A 14,530-nucleotide genomic window follows, 5' to 3' on the forward strand; every position below is an offset into this window, starting at 1 on the left:
CGGCCATGAGTCAGGATTATCAACCCTCTGCACTGGATGTGCTTGATGATGACCAGCCCGCAATGCAGCGGGCACCCCATCAAGCATCGCTTGGAAGTGGCGCAGATCGTCAGGATCGCAGCGGGCGAGTAGCCCCGCGTGCAGGTAATGGTCTGGCCGTGCTGGCATTGATCTCCGGCGTGCTGGCGTTAGGGGTGTCGGGCTTTGGGATCTATCAGAACCTGCAGCTGGGTTCGAGCGACCGGCAGCAGTCAGCGGTAATCAATGCTCAGGCTGCGGCAGTGGAGAAGGAGTTGAATGAGCTTCGCAGCTATACCACGGGTCTGGAACAGAAATTGACGGCATTGTCGTCCACCTCAAATGGTCTGGTCGGGCTGGCGAGTCGAATCGATCAACTGGAGCGCAGCCAGGGAGCCGGCAGTGCCATGACCGAGGAGTTACACAAGGCGCTGGCCGGACTCGGTGACCGTCTGGGAGTGGCGGAATCATCACTCACGGTGATGTCGGCCCGTCTCGATGCGCAGTCTGCTCAGGTGGAGGCCAATGCCGCTGCCGCTGTTCAGGCACGGCAGGTCACGGTGGCTTCTGCAAAAAAGCCGGTGACCCGCACGAGTAAGCCACGGGTCCTGACGCCCCCCTTTGTGGTACTGGGGGCTGAGGTGCGGGGCGGTGAGTCCTTTTTATCCGTCGCGCCCTCGGCGACCTCATCGTTATCGCAGGTCGTGTTGCTGAAAGTGGGGAGCGTGTATTCCGGCTGGAAATTGCAGTCACTGGGTGATGGACGCGCTGTATTTAACGTCAGCGGGCGTAGCCAGGAGGTGGCGTTATGACGCCGCTAAAGTGGCTGGTAATGGGAGTGTCGCTGTCGGTTGTGGGTCAGTGTCTGGCAGGTTCTGTGGGTACCTCTCGCGCGGAAACGTCACAGATGACCCAGTCTCAGGGGGCGCAATCACAAGCCGTCGATTCCTCTGCAACCGCAGCGGAGTGGGGGCTGAGCGCCGGTGAGTGGACGCAATATCAGCAGGCCATGGCCGGTCAGCGGGGGATCTGGTCGCCGGGGCTGGACCCGATTACCACCCTTGGGGTCACCGCTAAGACAGACGCAGAGAGACGGCGTTTCGCCGAGCTGTTTGTCAAAGCCGAGGCGGTGCGGGTGGAGAAAGAACTCGCCTTCCAGAAAGCGGTTGATGCGGCCTGGGCACGGCTACTCCCCACCACGCAGCCCATCATGGGGCTGGCCAGTTCGTCACCTGCTTCTTCAGCGTCACCTTTTGGTCAGCCTGCGGTGCCATCGGTGGGGGTGATGAGCGCCGGACGAGTCTCATTATTTGTGCGTGATAACTGCGTGCTCTGTGATCGTGAGCTGAAAAAGCTGCTGAGCCAGAACCGCCCGATCGACATCTATCTGGTCGGCAGTGAGGGTAACGACCGAACCATTCAGTTGTGGGCACTGGCACGGGGGATCAGCCCCGCCGCCGTCAAGTCAAAGCAGATCACCCTCAACCATGATAACGGCACCTGGGCATCCATGGCCGGAGCTGCTCATGCCGGTGATTTGCCCGGTCTTATGCAACAGGTCGCCGGTGAGTGGCGAATCGTGCACGAATGAGGCCGGTCACTGTGACGGCCGCTCTCCTGCTCTGGGGCATTTCACTGTTGCCTGGCGTGGCGACAGCTGCCCGTTTTGTGCCTCCGCCGTCGTTTCAGATGGTAGCCCAGGAGGCAGCCGTTCCCGATGTGCTGCTGTACGCCCTGACGCAAACCGAGAGCAATGCCGGTTTGGTGGATGGCAGCTTCAGTCCGTGGCCATGGACACTGAATGTCGCGGGTAAAGGGTTTCGTTATCACTCCCGTGCTGAGGCTTGCAGCGCCCTGCAGGAGGCACTGGCGAGTCACCGTCCGGGCAACATCGATGTCGGCATTGCACAGGTGAATATCGGTGCCAACGGTCATCGTTTTTCATCGCCCTGTGCGGGACTTGATCCAATGCTGAATCTGCGTACAGCCGCGCAGATCCTGCGTGAGCAGTTTGAGGCCAGCAAGGGCAGCCAGGGAAACCCGGTGGACGACTGGATCTGGGCTGCAGGTCGGTATCACCGGCCTGCAGGCGGTGAGCCTGCGGCGAAGTACCGGGCAACCGTCAGACGGTTTTTGCGCAAGTTGGGATTACAGGTGTGATGAATAAGGAGGGGGTGATGCAAGGTATGCAAGCGATGCGGTGGGTGGTCGGGGGCTTGTTGGCCGTGGCGATGAGTCAGGCCATGGCGCTGGAAGTTGTGGCGGATCACGGTGGTGTGCCAGCACAGCCGTATTACTCACCAATCAATAACGTGTCGGACCCGGAGATCGCTGGAGAACCCGCGCCGGTACGCCCGCCTCTGGCAGCGGCAGGTCTGCCCCATCAGGTGAGTATTGCCGACATGCTGCCGGTGACCAGCCAGCTGCAGCCCAGGCGCGTGGCACGGCGTGCCGTGAGCCTGCCGGGGATGACGCCGTTGTTTCTGGTCGGCTACGACAACCTGAGTCTGCAGTGGTTGAAGGTGCGCGGTGGACAGTTGCAGCAGATGCGGGCCACCGGCGTGGTCGTGAACGTGCAAACACCGGCACAACTGGCGGAGCTGCAGCGCATGGTACCCGGTGTGCAGTTGCTGCCAGAGTCCGCCGATGATATGGGCTCGCGTCTTCAGCTGTCTGGCTATCCGGTACTGATCACGGCCACGGCCATCGAGCAATAAGAGGACGCAAGATGTTAACGACTCGTGTAGGCAAGAGCCGTCTGGCTGAGCTGGCCCTGCGGCAGGCGCTGGATGAGGATCGCCCTCCCCGCCCCACGTCACTGCATGCGGATCCTGCCGGCATGGCCGAAGAGGGGCTGGCGTTCAGCCAGGCCTGGGCCCGGCTGAGCATGCACCCGGATCTGTCGCGCTGCGCATCCGGGGTGGCCGCACAGGTGGTGGAAGATGCGTCCAGGGCGTTGATTCCGCTGGTGCGCCGGGCACGGGGGGTACTGGGCGAATCAATGAGCAATACGGATCTGCAGGCGGTGATGTGTGATCGCTCAGGGTTGTTTGCCCTGTGTGAACGATATACCGCGCACTACCTGGATGTGATGCAGCCCCTCACCTGGATGCTGGTGTCCGACCGGCAGGCACAGCTGCACCGCTCTGCCATTCCCCGTGAGTGTGCGGGACGGGATGCTCGTATGATCGCCATCGTGCAGCTGGTTCGGGAACGGCAACTGCGGATAGATGATGGGCTCTGTGCAGCGCTGATACGGCTGCTGGGGTTCAGTGCCGAGCGGGTGTGTCTGTTACTGACGGCAGCACAGGCATTGTTGGCTGACGAGGGAGCAGAGGCGTGACCGACAAGCATGTTATTGAGTCGTTGCTGCGCCCGGCGGTGGAGCTTAATACCGTGGCAGTGGCCGTATCTGCGGCCTTTGTGTCTGCCACCGCGCCCTGGTCGCTGGCTCTCACGCCGTCGGTAGGCTACGGGGTGGCGTGCGGCTTTGGTGTACTTGCCTGGGTGCGCTGGAATGAGGCGTCGGTGGTACTGCGCTACCGCCGTAGCTCCAATACGATAGCAACCTACAAGGCCTGGCGTATGCAGAAGGCTGAACTCAGTGAGCTGGGTCTGGTCGCAGGCATGGGGGTCGCACTGGTGATTCTGGTGCTTTACCTGGCCAACAAAGCCGCCGCCATTCTCGCGTGAGGCTGAGTCGTGACTAAAAACGAGGATGCACGCTACCTGCCTGAGCGGCTGAATCGGGAGCCCACGGTGATCCGTGGGCTAACCAACAACGAGCTGTTACTGGTCATCGGCAGTGGTGTGGTAGTGGGCCTCGTGCTGGGAGTGTTCATCGTCGTTCTGCTACTGCCAGGGCAATTGCCGGCCATCCCCACCAGTATGGCGGTGTGTGGCTATCTGGCCCTGCGTTTTGGCAGCGACCGACTGGCTGCCGCCAAACGCAATAAGCCCGGTGCCTGGTTTTACCGCATGTTGGAGTGGCGGCTGCATCACGGCAGTGTCAGCCGCCTGTTTTTTCGTAAGGCATCACTGATCGATCAGGATGCAACCTGGTGGCTCCGCCGTGAGGGGGTACGGCGCCGATTGAGACGGAAACGCCAGGGCATGTTCGACTGATGGCCCTGGATACCTCTCAGATAACGCGCCACTGCTAGCTACCTTCTTCCCACGCTGTATTCCTATTTCACTCTGGAGTTTTTATGAGCCGACATCGCACTGCGCTGTCATCACGAGACTCGCACATCACCAGTCTGCGACTGGTGATTGCGCTGTTAGCCGCGATTGCAGGGTTCACGTCGTGGGGGTGGTATACCGCTCCCCGTCATTTGACTGTACACAACCCGCCTGACCTGCGCAGTGGCAGTACCCGCGCCTGGTGGGAGGTGCCACCCAGCACGGTTTACTCATTTGCCTTTTATATTTTCCAGCAACTGAACTACTGGCCGCGTGATGGTGAGAGTGACTATCACGAGCGGATTGAGACGCTGCGTGCGTATCTCACCCCGTCCTGCAAGGCCTGGCTGGATAGCGACTATGAACGCCGTAAGGTGAGCCAGGAGCTGACCGACCGGGTGCGTTCTGTCGCAGAGATTCCAGGGCGCGGGGTTTCGGATGACCGGGTACATATCCAGGATCGCGACCACTGGGTGGTGGATCTGGAGTTAATGCTGACCGAAAGCGTTCATGGTGAGTCGGTCAAGAAGCTGGCCATGCTGCATCCGTTGAAGGTGGTGCGCTGGGATATGAATCCTGAAACGAACCCATTTGGACTGGCCCTGGATTGCTATGACTCCCTGCCAGAGCGACTGGATGGCAGTGTGATGGAGGAGGTGAAATGAAGATGATGACACGCATGGGTGTAAGCCTGGTCGTGGGGATGGTGCTGTCTCCCCTGGCTTCTGCCGTGGAGCTGGTGCACTGGAATCGGGTGCCGATCAAAACCGCACTGGCTGTCGGCCAGGAACGGATTGTCTATGTGGATCGTAATGTGAAGCTGGCCCTGCCGGTGGCCCTGGCCGATACCCTGCGGGTACAGAATGCCGGTGGGGCGCTGTACCTCAAAGCCGCTGCACCCTTTCCCGAAACCCGTATTCCGCTTCAGGTAGTGGAAACAGGCGAGATTATTCTGCTGGACGTGACCGCGCAGGATGCGGCCACCGTCACAGCCAACAGCTCGGCCTATGAGCCGATGAAGGTGCTGTACGGGGAAGGGGATGACCTGAGCAGCTTTGGTATCACGGCAGGTCTGTCGCCCAACTATGCCAGTGATGGGATGCCGGGCAGTGCAGGTGCGGGCGCCGTGTCTGCTCGTGCGTCAGGTTCGTCAGCGAACAGCGCAGCGGCTCCCGCCGCACCGCGCCCGACGGCCGATGATGCCGTCGCCGGTCGCATTGGCCGCACGGATGCCACCTCTCGCACTCCTGCCCCTATTTCTCTCACGCGCTATGCCGCGCAGAACATGTACGCCCCGTTACGTACCGTCGAGGCACTGCCTGGTGTGAGCGCGGTACCCGTGCGCGCCAAAGGCCCGCTGGGATCGCTGCTGCCCTCGCTCGATGTCGATGCCCGTGCCGTCGCGGCCTGGAAACTGGCTGACTACACCGTCACGGCAGTACGCCTGATCAATCGGGCTCCTCGTGCGGTCCTGCTCGACCCCCGTCTGCTGAATGGGGATCTGTATAGTGCCGCCTTTCAGCATCCGACGCTGGGGCCGGCAGGTAGCGCCGAGGATACCACGACGGCGTATCTGGTGACGCAGGGCAAAGGTCTGGAGTCCGCCCTGCTGCCCCTGCCCTACCGCCCAGCTAAAGGAGCGAAATGATGGCGACGATCAGAAGCAATGGACTATTGAAGGTCATCATTCCTGCTGCGGTCATCGGTGCCGTCGCGATTGCCTACTCTGGCCGCGACGACAGCAGTAGCGACACGCCGGCGCAGGCAGCCCAGGGTACCTCTGTGCGGGAGTTGACGTCGGAGGAGAAAAAGCGGTTGGGCATGGACGGTGCTCAGGACACGGTGTCCGCACTGGTCGCAAAGATTGATCAAATGCGCGATTCGCAGTCGAAATCCAACCAGCTGATGCAGCAGTTGCTGGAGGAAAACGACACCTTACGGCAGAAGGCCGGGGATGTGGAAGGTGCAGCCAGTACCGCTGTCTCCAGTCAGCTGGCATCGGCCAAGAACGAGCTGATGGGACAGGTCGGTGAGCAGCTGTCCCAGTTCGAGAACCGCATGAATACCGTCACCAGCCAGCTGAACGCAGTGGGCAGCGACGGCGCCGTCTCAGGCTCATCCATGGGGGGAGCGGGCTCTGTGCCCCTGCCTGCGGATGCGGGTTTAGGGGGGCTGGGGGGTACCGTGACCTTCGGCGGGGAAACCTATATGTGGGTGGAGCCGCAGGACATGCGTAAGACCGATGCCAACGGCATGGTGTCCAGTACGGGAAGTCAGTTCAGTTTCCCCTCGTCATTCGGTGAGGTGGGTTCGCTGGCTGACAAAGGACTGAGTTCACTCAACAGCGCCACAAACGGTGCGGCGGCTCAGGTGCTGGGAAGTTCAGCAGAGGAAGACGCTGTGCCAGTGTACACCGTCGCAGAGAACGCCACCCTGATGGGTTCGGTCTCTATGACCGCGCTGTTGGGACGTATCCCGATCAATGGTTCTGTGCAGGACCCCTACCCATTCAAGGTTGTCATCGGTTCAGACAACCTGATGGCTAACGGCATCGAGCTGCCGGATGTGGCGCAGGCCGTGGTATCAGGTGTGGCCACAGGCGACTGGGTACTGAGCTGTGTGCGGGGTTCTGTCACTTCCATCACCTTCGTTTTCACCGACGGCACCATTCGCACTATCAACGGCCAGAGCGAAGAAGGCGGGCAAAGTCAGGGCAACGGATCATCGGCATCAGGTGCCGGAGCGCAGGGAGCGACACAAAGCCTGGGATGGTTATCCGATCCCTATGGGATTCCCTGTATCTCCGGTGAGAAAAAATCCAATGCCATGGAGTACCTGTCGACTCAGTTCGGTTTAGGGATGGCCACCGCAGCGGCCTCCGCTTCTGCCCAGTCAGAGACCACGTCGGTCACCGGGACGGATGCCGTGGTCACTGCTGTCACAGGCGATGCGGGTAAATATGCGCTGAATAGCGGCATCGCCGGCGGCCTGGAGAAAGTCAGCGAGTGGGTCGCTCAGCGTTACGGCCAGACCTTTGATGCTATCTACGTGCCACCGGGTCAGCCGGTGGCGCTGCATATCACCCGGGAGCTCAAGATCGATTATGAGCTGAATGGCCGCAAGGTCAGTTATCTGTCGGGGGCGGGTGGCCGTTCTGGGGCGTTGGATTGAGGGGGAATGGGATGATGGCAAGTAAATGGATTGCGGTGCTGGGGATGGTTGCTGTTGCAGGTATGACAGGCTGCTCGACCTCCAAAGACAAGATGTTTCCCACTAATGGGGCAACCATGCTGGATATCTACCATGGTCAGGGGATTGATACCGCAGGGCTGAGCGGGATGGGCGGTACCAGTACGAACCAACGTCAGTTGATGGATGCCCGCGCGTCACTTCGTCGCCCGCTGGGTGACGGTATCTATGATCAGCAGGCGTTGGCCACGGCAGGCAAGCCCACCGCCGAGGTGATGGTGGCCAGGCAGGCATGGGGCAATCGGGTGGCTGAGGTGAACGGGGATTACACCCGCACGGCGGCCAATGAGATCGTCAGCCAGTTCCCGCGCCTGCCCAACCCGGATCTGGTGGTGTATGTGTTTCCGCACCTGGCCGGTAATGAGCCGGCACCGATTCCGGGTTACTCCACGGTGATCCCGTTCTATTCGCGGATCCAGTACGCGATGCCCGGCGAACGCCTGGGCGACTACTGATAGCGAGGAAGCAATGATGGGAGTCATGGAGAAGTTGCGGAGCGCCTTTGCTCTGCAGGGCGATGGTAAACACGTTGTGTCCCTGGCAGACGGGTCCACGCATGAGCGTATTTCGCGCTCAAACATGACCATCGCAGACGAGCAGGCGTTTATGAATAAGGGGCAGGAATTCAGCTCCTTTGTCGACCTGCTGCCCTGGGTGGATTACAACCATAAGCATCAGGTGTTTGAGCTGGAGGACGGGAGCTCGGTAGGCGTGGTGTTTGAGCTTAAGCCCGTGATTACCGAAGGGCGTGACGATGCATTTATCGAAAACGTCCGTTTTCAGGTGCAACAGGTACTGCAGTCATCCTTCGATGAATATGACACGGAGCCTTGGGTAGTGCAGCTTTACTGCCAGGATGAAACCAGCTTTAGCTCGTACCTGGAACATCTCGATGCCTATATCGATCCCATGATCGCGGATACCGAGTTTACTCAGGCCTATCTGAAGCAGATGGAAGGCCATTTGCGGGGGATCAGTAAGCCCGGCGGGCTGTTTGAGGACACGGCAGTGACGCGCAACCCCTGGCGTGGCCAGATCCGCCGCACTCGCCTGGTGTTGTACCGACGTTTTGAGGCGAACTTTTCCCTCAAAGGCCACTCGACTGAGGATGAGTTTGAGACGGCGGTGCAGGACATCAATGACACCTGTGCCCGTCTGGTGGCAAACCTGGAGTCCATCGGGATCGATGTCCAGCGCTGTGATGGCCGCAGTGTGTTTCAGTGGCTACTGCCCTGGTTTAACCCCTGCCCCACGCTGACGCAGGGTGATACGGAAGCGCTCGGCCGGCTTGCACACTATGTCGATGAGGAGCCCCCTGAGGGGCGAAGTCCGCTGCTGGACGATTTCTCCGAGTGCCTGATGTATTCCCACCCGGCATCGGATGTGAATCGCGGTGTCTGGCTGTTTGATCGTATGCCCCATCGCGTGATCATGATGAATCGATTCAAGCAGGTACCTCGCCCCGGCATCCTGACGGCGGAGTTGCGACGTGGCCGCATGGTCAATTCGCTATTCGACTCCCTCCCGGAGTCCACCATCATGACCATGACGATGGTGATCACGCCACAGGACTCAATCGAAGCCCATATCGATAAAATCCGGGACAGCTCGTCCGGCCATTCCAATGATGCAACAGCGGCACGTAAAGAGTGTGATGTGGCACAGCGTAAGCTGCTGGCCGGTGACAAAATGTGCCGTTTTTCATTGGCCTTCTATGTCCGTGGTCAGGATATGGCCCAGTTAAATGAGCGTACCAACCAGATTATTGCCGTCACGCAGACAGCAGGTATCGAAATGGTGGATCCGCGCCATGAGGTAGCACCGCTCAATAGCTATCTGCGCTGGCTGCCTATGAACTACAAGCCACATGAGGACCGCAAGCACTGGTATGTCAATCTGGCGTACTTTGATCATCTGGCCTCGATTGTGCCCATCTTTGGCCGCGCCGTCGGTACCGGCAATCCCGGTTTTACGGCGTTCAACCGGGGCGGTGGCCCTCTTACCTTTGACATGCTCTCCACCGCTGACCGGGCAAAAAATGCGCACATGCTGTTGCTGGGGCCGACAGGGGCCGGTAAGTCCGCCACCCTGGTGGCCATGCTGACGCAAGTGCTGGCCATCCATCGTCCCCGTGTCTTTTTGATTGAGGCCGGTAACAGCTTTGGGTTGTTTGCGGACTACTGTCAGTCACTGGGGCTCAGCGTCAATAAGGTGTCGCTCAAACCGGGTTCGGGGGTACGTCTGAACCCCTTTGCCGACAGCCATTTGTTGTTCGAGTCAGGACGAAGCTATGACCCGGATGACATCAGCGATGATGAGGCTGACGACAGTGATGATGATGAAGGCGATGCGCAGCGGGATGTGCTGGGTGAAATGGAAGTGGCTGCCCGGCTGATGATTACCGGCGGTGAAGAGGCTGAAATCAAAGAGTACAAGCGGCAGGACCGCTCGGCGGTGCGTCGGGCCATTCAGCAGGCAGCGGAAGAGGCGTACGCCGGGAAACGGCAGATGACCGCACCGGACCTGCAGCGCGCCATGCGTGCCATGGCCCGTGATCCGGATCAGTCTGAGACCCGCCGCTTACGTATCGAGGGCATGGCGGATGCGCTCGATCTCATGTGTGCACCGGGCTCGTTTGAGGAAGAGATGTTCGCCAAAGAAGGTACCCCCTGGCCAGAAGTGGACGTTACTGTGGTGGATCTGGCCACGTTATCGCGTGAGGGTTACGAGGGGCAGTTATCCCTCGCACTGATCTCACTGTTTAACCACATCAACAACATTGCCGAGCGTGACCAGTTCTCAGGGCGGCAGATCGTGGTGCCTATCGATGAGGCGCACATTGTGACGGTCAACTCGCTACTGGCTCCCTATGTGGCCAAGATCGGCAAGATGTGGCGAAAGCTGGGGGCCTGGTTGTGGCTGGCCACCCAGAACATGGACGACTTCCCGGACTTTGCCAAGAAGCTACTGGGGCTTTGTGAGTGGTGGATCCTGCTGGTGATGGAGCCTGCCGAAGTAGAGCAGGTGGCGCGCTTCAAGACACTGAGTGCCGATCAAAAACACCTGGTGTTGTCCGCCCAGAAGGAAAAGCACAAGTACACCGAAGGGGTGGTGCTCAGCAAGAATCTGCAGATGCTGTTCCGCTCAGTCCCGCCCAGTTTGTATCTGGCGTTGGGGATGACGGAGAAGGAGGAAAAGAAAGCCCGTAAGGGGTTGATGGATGAGCACGGTGTCTCTGAGCTGGAGGCGGCCCTGATGATCGCTCAGAAGCTGGACAAGGCGCGGGGATTGGGAGTCAACAGTTCTGCCGGCATTAGCAGCGAGCTCTGCCAGCATCTGAATCCAGACGGGATCTATTCGCCGAAGAAGCCGGCATGGTACCCCCACCCGTACTGAAGGTGCGCAGCTGTATCGGCAGGAGTGTCAGTCACTCCGTAGCAGGGCTGGCTGGAGCAGTTTACACCCAGCCTGACTGCGGCAGTCGGTAGGCTGACAGAGCATCGTGAGGGGCAGGATAACGTGGAGGGGACAGCAAAGGGTGACGGTGTGTGAGCACGTCACCCTTTGTTATTGGTGGTCAGGGCGTGAGCGTGGCCAGTGAGGCCAGACCTGCCTGGCGCTCACTCGATATACGCACAGTGGAAACATATACTCCCCCCTAGATTGCCAGACGCCTCTTGTCTGGCAGACTGCTATATACCAACACATCATTCATAGAAAATGAGAGGTAACGATTGAAGATTTTCAAGCTACGACCCAACGACACTCTGCACTATCCAATTGATAAAGAGACTTTTGAAGAGGTCACCCTTAAACAAACTCCCTACTACTCTGGGGGGTCACATTTCGCCGTCTGTCCAGCGTGTGACAATCCCATTCAGCTGATAGGACTGATCCCTACTCATACCAACGATAAAGCACCGTACGGCAAACACTTCAGAAATGGGATCCCAGGTTTAGCTCGCTACAGTCAGTTCGAGTACGATTGCTGTCCGCTGGCAGCCCGAAAAACGTATGACAGAGAACAGAGACGGCCTTCTGGCGGAGCTCTCAGCAACAAAATCCTTACGATTCTCCGCGAACATTTTGATCGGGTTGTGTACGTGCTTGAGAAAACAACAGGTATTTCGATCAGCGACAACATGGCCGAAGCCATGCTAACCCGCTATCTGGAACAAAGTGCTCACACCTATGTGGGGTCATCGCTCATCAATATTCCCTGGATGCTGGCGTATTTTTCAAACTCACAGGGGATGTATAAGCGCCGGATCACCAATGAAAAAATGCAGCAAAGCATTTTGAAAAAAATCACTGCGGTTCAATTTGATGCGAACAATCGTCTGGAGAATAAGCCTGGACAATATGTGACACTAAACGTGTGCTTCATTCATCATCAAACTGATGGCGAGGGGGGAGAGTATGTGGATATGGTGGTGTCTGAGGGAATGAGCTTTGATGAAGGCCATATCGTATACAAAGAACGTCAGGTCTTTGACCATGACTTCCTTGAACGCCTCATGCGCAAGGAAGGCAATGAGAGCAAGCGACGTCAGCATTTGATCGACATCGCTCACCGTTTAATTCCTTAGGTTTTACTCTGACGCTGGCTGAAGAGTAGCAGCCCCTGCTTGCTGCCACTGTTGTATCGGCCAGTTGTACGCATTCCCTACCTCTACCCACCAGGACTCTGGCAGCGGTGGCAGTATGCCACGGGCTTCTGCGATAGCCACACACCCCATGATGGTAGTCAGGGGCATGGAGAAGGCGTGGTAGTTATCGCGCATGGCAAACAGCAGGGGTTCATCGCAACACTGGCTGGGAGGCTGTGGCGGCGCCAGGGGCTGATCTGCCAGGGTGGCAGGATTCTGTTGGGCTTGTTCCAGTTCGGACACGACTTCGATCTCCTTCAACTCAGGGAATGGCCAGTGTCCACATTTTTACCCCGCTTCTCGACAAAGAAACCTTACACCGCTTTGTAGAGTTACTGATGACCTCTTCCCCTAAGGATCAGCCTGAATAACCGGCGCTCACCTCAGTTGAGCCAACCGCAGAACGTCATCAAAACGACATGACCCTGTAATGAACCGGAACTGGTGGACGTTCTTGTTTACTTAATTAGCAATCGTTTCGATGACTGGTGTAGTCCAGTTTAGTCAGTGCTTTCTTCACGATGTCCAAGGAGGGTCATGGTGTCTTTGTCTTCTGCTTTCGTCTTTCCTTCTGCCGCTGTTCAGGCTGGTGATCCCTCTCCTTCTCTGTCTGCCTGGATGCGTTCGGCGCTGTCGCTGGACGGTGCCGGGTCAATGTCGTCTGCAGCGTCACCGGAGGGGGCGGGGATTCTGCGTCTCTCCCCTACTCTCAGTCAGCTAACACAATGGCTGCGTCAGGCTCAGCAACGGCTGATCCGGCACCGTGCAGCACTGGAACCTGGGGTGCCGGAGGTGTTGTATGTGGCCACGTCGCTGGATGCAGAAACGCTGGGGACCGGCTTTGCGTTGATGGGGGACTGGGAGATGGCTCGCTGTTACTGGCAACGGGCCTGTCAGTATGGTTTACAGCCGCTGCGCATGGCTCAGGAAAGGCCGGATGATGACCCGGTGCTCATACAGGGGACGACGGCCTGTGATGTCCTTCGTCTGGTGGTATGCGCGCTGGCTGCGGGTGATCGTGATCTGCAGGAGGAGATCCTGCAGCAGTACCCGACCTGCCCCCTTCGCCTCACGCGCCAGGTACTGGTGCTGGATGGTATGGCTGACAGTATTCTGCAGGCCATGGCTGCCTGTTTGGCGGGCTATGCGGACATAGCCCGGCAGGTACTGCAGCTTGGCATGGGGCAACTGCCGGAGGATCCTGCCCTGTCCGGCTGGTATCAGGGGCTGGTGAACATGGCCTGGGCGCTGCTGGGGATACTGAACCAGGATCAGGACACCTTTAATGCCGGTCTGATGGGACAGTTGGCTGTGCATTATCAATGGGCGCTGTGCAGTGGCCGTGAGATGGAGGAGACCTATATCTGTTTATCAGCCGTGGCCATGGTCAATCTGGGGCTACAGTGCGGCCTTGAGCAGCAGGTGTTTGATCTGTTGATTCCACAGGGATTGATCTGTCAGACCGGGTGAGTGGCCCCGGTGGTGAGGCTCAACACTGCTGGCACAGTTGTTCTTTTGGGCAGCAGCTCCAGTTCGGTAATACGCAGTAGGTTCTGATCAGTTGGGCTATGGCCACCCGTGCAGCACTAGGGCGATACTGCCTTCATTCCAGAAGCTAGTGAGGTTAACGCCGTCTGTATCGAAGAGTATCCCTCTGGCCAGTATCACCAGGGCCACTAGCAACCGCTGGCCCAGTAAATTCCCCGTGTGAGTGTTGTCTGCTTCAGTGCCTCCAGGCAGTCCTGGTAGGTGGTGTAGTCCTGTGCGTCCTGTTGCAGTGGGCTGGCAGGGTGTGCGGTGTTCGGTGACATGGGTCCGTCCGGTGGTGAATGCGTAACGTATGTAACTGCTGAGTATCACATTGTTGCAGTGCAGTTCCCGCCACCCTCTTCCCCTTTGGTCGCAGGGGTGATGATGGCCACGGCGCGTGTAAACCCTCTTCGGGCGGTGAGGGTTGTTTGCTGTGGCAGCGCATGGGCTTTGGCAGGATGGCGGAATACCGTCTGTGACAGGGTGAAGGAGAATAGTGCATGACCTCGATGAGGGAGACAGCGGAAGCGCCGGTGGTGGCTGCGGTGGCCGCGATTGAGTATGCGTTGCAGCTGGGGTCAGGGGATGACGGACTGGCGTTTCTGCGCTGCTGGTCGGAGGGAGAGTTTGATGTCATCCGGGCCGAGTGGCCAGAGGCGCCCGAAGAAGTGTTTGGTGCTGATCCGTTGTACAAGGCTGGCTGAATCAGTGGCAGGCCAGCCTGGCTGTGGCAGTTCGTGATAGTGGAAGGGCTGAGGCAGTTTTTGTGTGGAAATGACTGGGAGCGGTCCTGGGAGGCTGAGGCAGTCAGTCGATGGTTGAGTCGAGGCAGAAGGTGCGGGCCAGGCGACTCAGGTATTGCCTGTTGCGGTGGGCGTAGCACTCGGGGCGCCGGATGGCGA

17 protein-coding genes are annotated in these 14,530 nt (G+C 58.8%); 15 read left to right on the forward strand and 2 right to left on the reverse strand.

All coding sequences use genetic code 11. The annotated features are described in order from the left end of the window. Positions 1-5 precede the first annotated feature (5 nt). The 13 genes from QCD60_RS30315 to QCD60_RS30375 all read left to right on the forward strand — a co-directional run bounded on the left by QCD60_RS30315 (position 6) and on the right by QCD60_RS30375 (position 12,038). Positions 6-830, forward strand: a complete 825-nt coding sequence (locus QCD60_RS30315; protein ID WP_279781298.1) for a hypothetical protein — start codon at positions 6-8, stop codon at positions 828-830. After that, positions 827-1,609: a TIGR03759 family integrating conjugative element protein gene (locus tag QCD60_RS30320; RefSeq protein WP_279781300.1), complete on the forward strand. Its 783-nt coding sequence runs from the start codon at positions 827-829 to the stop codon at positions 1,607-1,609. Before QCD60_RS30315 ends, QCD60_RS30320 begins: the two co-directional genes overlap by 4 nt. Before the next feature lie 11 nt (positions 1,610-1,620). Then, the gene (locus QCD60_RS30325) at positions 1,621-2,178 is read left to right on the forward strand and encodes a lytic transglycosylase domain-containing protein (RefSeq protein ID WP_279781302.1); all 558 of its coding nucleotides are present in this window, start codon (positions 1,621-1,623) and stop codon (positions 2,176-2,178) included. Between the two features lie 17 nt (positions 2,179-2,195). Further along, positions 2,196-2,735: an integrating conjugative element protein gene (locus QCD60_RS30330; protein ID WP_279781304.1), complete on the forward strand. Its 540-nt coding sequence runs from the start codon at positions 2,196-2,198 to the stop codon at positions 2,733-2,735. Positions 2,736-2,746: 11 nt separating this feature from the next. Next, complete coding sequence (locus QCD60_RS30335) at positions 2,747-3,361, forward strand: hypothetical protein (protein ID WP_279781306.1); 615 nt, start codon at positions 2,747-2,749, stop codon at positions 3,359-3,361. Next, positions 3,358-3,711, forward strand: a complete 354-nt coding sequence (locus QCD60_RS30340) for a DUF2976 domain-containing protein (protein ID WP_279781308.1) — start codon at positions 3,358-3,360, stop codon at positions 3,709-3,711. The genes QCD60_RS30335 and QCD60_RS30340 overlap by 4 nt, the downstream gene beginning before the upstream one ends. A 9-nt stretch (positions 3,712-3,720) precedes the next feature. Further along, positions 3,721-4,143: a TIGR03750 family conjugal transfer protein gene (locus tag QCD60_RS30345; RefSeq protein WP_279781310.1), complete on the forward strand. Its 423-nt coding sequence runs from the start codon at positions 3,721-3,723 to the stop codon at positions 4,141-4,143. A gap of 83 nt (positions 4,144-4,226) precedes the next feature. After that, positions 4,227-4,865: a PFL_4703 family integrating conjugative element protein gene (locus tag QCD60_RS30350; protein WP_279781312.1), complete on the forward strand. Its 639-nt coding sequence runs from the start codon at positions 4,227-4,229 to the stop codon at positions 4,863-4,865. After that, positions 4,862-5,848 carry a TIGR03749 family integrating conjugative element protein gene (locus QCD60_RS30355; RefSeq protein ID WP_279781314.1) on the forward strand — a complete coding sequence of 329 codons (987 nt, stop codon included), beginning with the start codon at positions 4,862-4,864 and terminating at the stop codon, positions 5,846-5,848. The genes QCD60_RS30350 and QCD60_RS30355 overlap by 4 nt, the downstream gene beginning before the upstream one ends. Further along, positions 5,845-7,371, forward strand: a complete 1,527-nt coding sequence (locus QCD60_RS30360) for a TIGR03752 family integrating conjugative element protein (protein WP_279781316.1) — start codon at positions 5,845-5,847, stop codon at positions 7,369-7,371. The genes QCD60_RS30355 and QCD60_RS30360 overlap by 4 nt, the downstream gene beginning before the upstream one ends. 11 nt (positions 7,372-7,382) lie before the next feature. Next, positions 7,383-7,904, forward strand: a complete 522-nt coding sequence (locus QCD60_RS30365) for a TIGR03751 family conjugal transfer lipoprotein (protein WP_279781318.1) — start codon at positions 7,383-7,385, stop codon at positions 7,902-7,904. A 25-nt stretch (positions 7,905-7,929) separates the two neighbouring features. Continuing rightward, positions 7,930-10,845 carry a conjugative transfer ATPase gene (locus QCD60_RS30370; RefSeq protein ID WP_279781320.1) on the forward strand — a complete coding sequence of 972 codons (2,916 nt, stop codon included), beginning with the start codon at positions 7,930-7,932 and terminating at the stop codon, positions 10,843-10,845. Between the two features lie 338 nt (positions 10,846-11,183). Then, positions 11,184-12,038, forward strand: coding sequence for a hypothetical protein (locus tag QCD60_RS30375; RefSeq protein WP_279781322.1), 855 nt, complete (start codon positions 11,184-11,186; stop codon positions 12,036-12,038). 3 nt (positions 12,039-12,041) lie between these two features. Here QCD60_RS30375 and QCD60_RS30380 read toward each other — a convergent pair whose 3' ends face one another. Further along, positions 12,042-12,341 (reverse strand): hypothetical protein, encoded by a 300-nt coding sequence (locus QCD60_RS30380; protein WP_279781324.1) that lies wholly within the window; start codon positions 12,339-12,341, stop codon positions 12,042-12,044. Between the two features lie 294 nt (positions 12,342-12,635). Here QCD60_RS30380 and QCD60_RS30385 point away from each other — a divergent pair, with 294 nt between their 5' ends. Beyond that, positions 12,636-13,568, forward strand: a complete 933-nt coding sequence (locus tag QCD60_RS30385) for a hypothetical protein (RefSeq protein ID WP_279791166.1) — start codon at positions 12,636-12,638, stop codon at positions 13,566-13,568. A 206-nt stretch (positions 13,569-13,774) separates the two neighbouring features. Here QCD60_RS30385 and QCD60_RS30390 read toward each other — a convergent pair whose 3' ends face one another. After that, positions 13,775-13,909: a hypothetical protein gene (locus QCD60_RS30390; RefSeq protein ID WP_279791168.1), complete on the reverse strand. Its 135-nt coding sequence runs from the start codon at positions 13,907-13,909 to the stop codon at positions 13,775-13,777. A 219-nt stretch (positions 13,910-14,128) separates the two neighbouring features. Here QCD60_RS30390 and QCD60_RS30395 point away from each other — a divergent pair, with 219 nt between their 5' ends. Next, positions 14,129-14,332, forward strand: coding sequence for a hypothetical protein (locus tag QCD60_RS30395; protein ID WP_279781329.1), 204 nt, complete (start codon positions 14,129-14,131; stop codon positions 14,330-14,332). Positions 14,333-14,530 lie beyond the last annotated feature (198 nt).

The organism is Pokkaliibacter sp. MBI-7, from assembly GCF_029846635.1.
Taxonomy (GTDB): Bacteria; Pseudomonadota; Gammaproteobacteria; order Pseudomonadales; family Balneatricaceae; genus Pokkaliibacter.

Excerpts from the sequence above, each read along its gene's own strand:
- QCD60_RS30315 (WP_279781298.1), top strand. The coding sequence starts at position 6 with ATGAGTCAGGATTATCAACCCTCTGCACTGGATGTGCTTGATGATGAC.
- QCD60_RS30320 (WP_279781300.1), top strand. The coding sequence starts at position 827 with ATGACGCCGCTAAAGTGGCTGGTAATGGGAGTGTCGCTGTCGGTTGTG.
- QCD60_RS30330 (WP_279781304.1), top strand. The coding sequence starts at position 2,196 with ATGCAAGGTATGCAAGCGATGCGGTGGGTGGTCGGGGGCTTGTTGGCC.
- QCD60_RS30335 (WP_279781306.1), top strand. The coding sequence starts at position 2,747 with ATGTTAACGACTCGTGTAGGCAAGAGCCGTCTGGCTGAGCTGGCCCTG.
- QCD60_RS30350 (WP_279781312.1), top strand. The coding sequence starts at position 4,227 with ATGAGCCGACATCGCACTGCGCTGTCATCACGAGACTCGCACATCACC.
- QCD60_RS30355 (WP_279781314.1), top strand. The coding sequence starts at position 4,862 with ATGAAGATGATGACACGCATGGGTGTAAGCCTGGTCGTGGGGATGGTG.
- QCD60_RS30360 (WP_279781316.1), top strand. The coding sequence starts at position 5,845 with ATGATGGCGACGATCAGAAGCAATGGACTATTGAAGGTCATCATTCCT.
- QCD60_RS30365 (WP_279781318.1), top strand. The coding sequence starts at position 7,383 with ATGATGGCAAGTAAATGGATTGCGGTGCTGGGGATGGTTGCTGTTGCA.
- QCD60_RS30370 (WP_279781320.1), top strand. The coding sequence starts at position 7,930 with ATGGAGAAGTTGCGGAGCGCCTTTGCTCTGCAGGGCGATGGTAAACAC.
- QCD60_RS30385 (WP_279791166.1), top strand. The coding sequence starts at position 12,636 with ATGGTGTCTTTGTCTTCTGCTTTCGTCTTTCCTTCTGCCGCTGTTCAG.
- QCD60_RS30390 (WP_279791168.1), bottom strand. The coding sequence starts at position 13,909 with ATGTCACCGAACACCGCACACCCTGCCAGCCCACTGCAACAGGACGCA.
- QCD60_RS30395 (WP_279781329.1), top strand. The coding sequence starts at position 14,129 with ATGACCTCGATGAGGGAGACAGCGGAAGCGCCGGTGGTGGCTGCGGTG.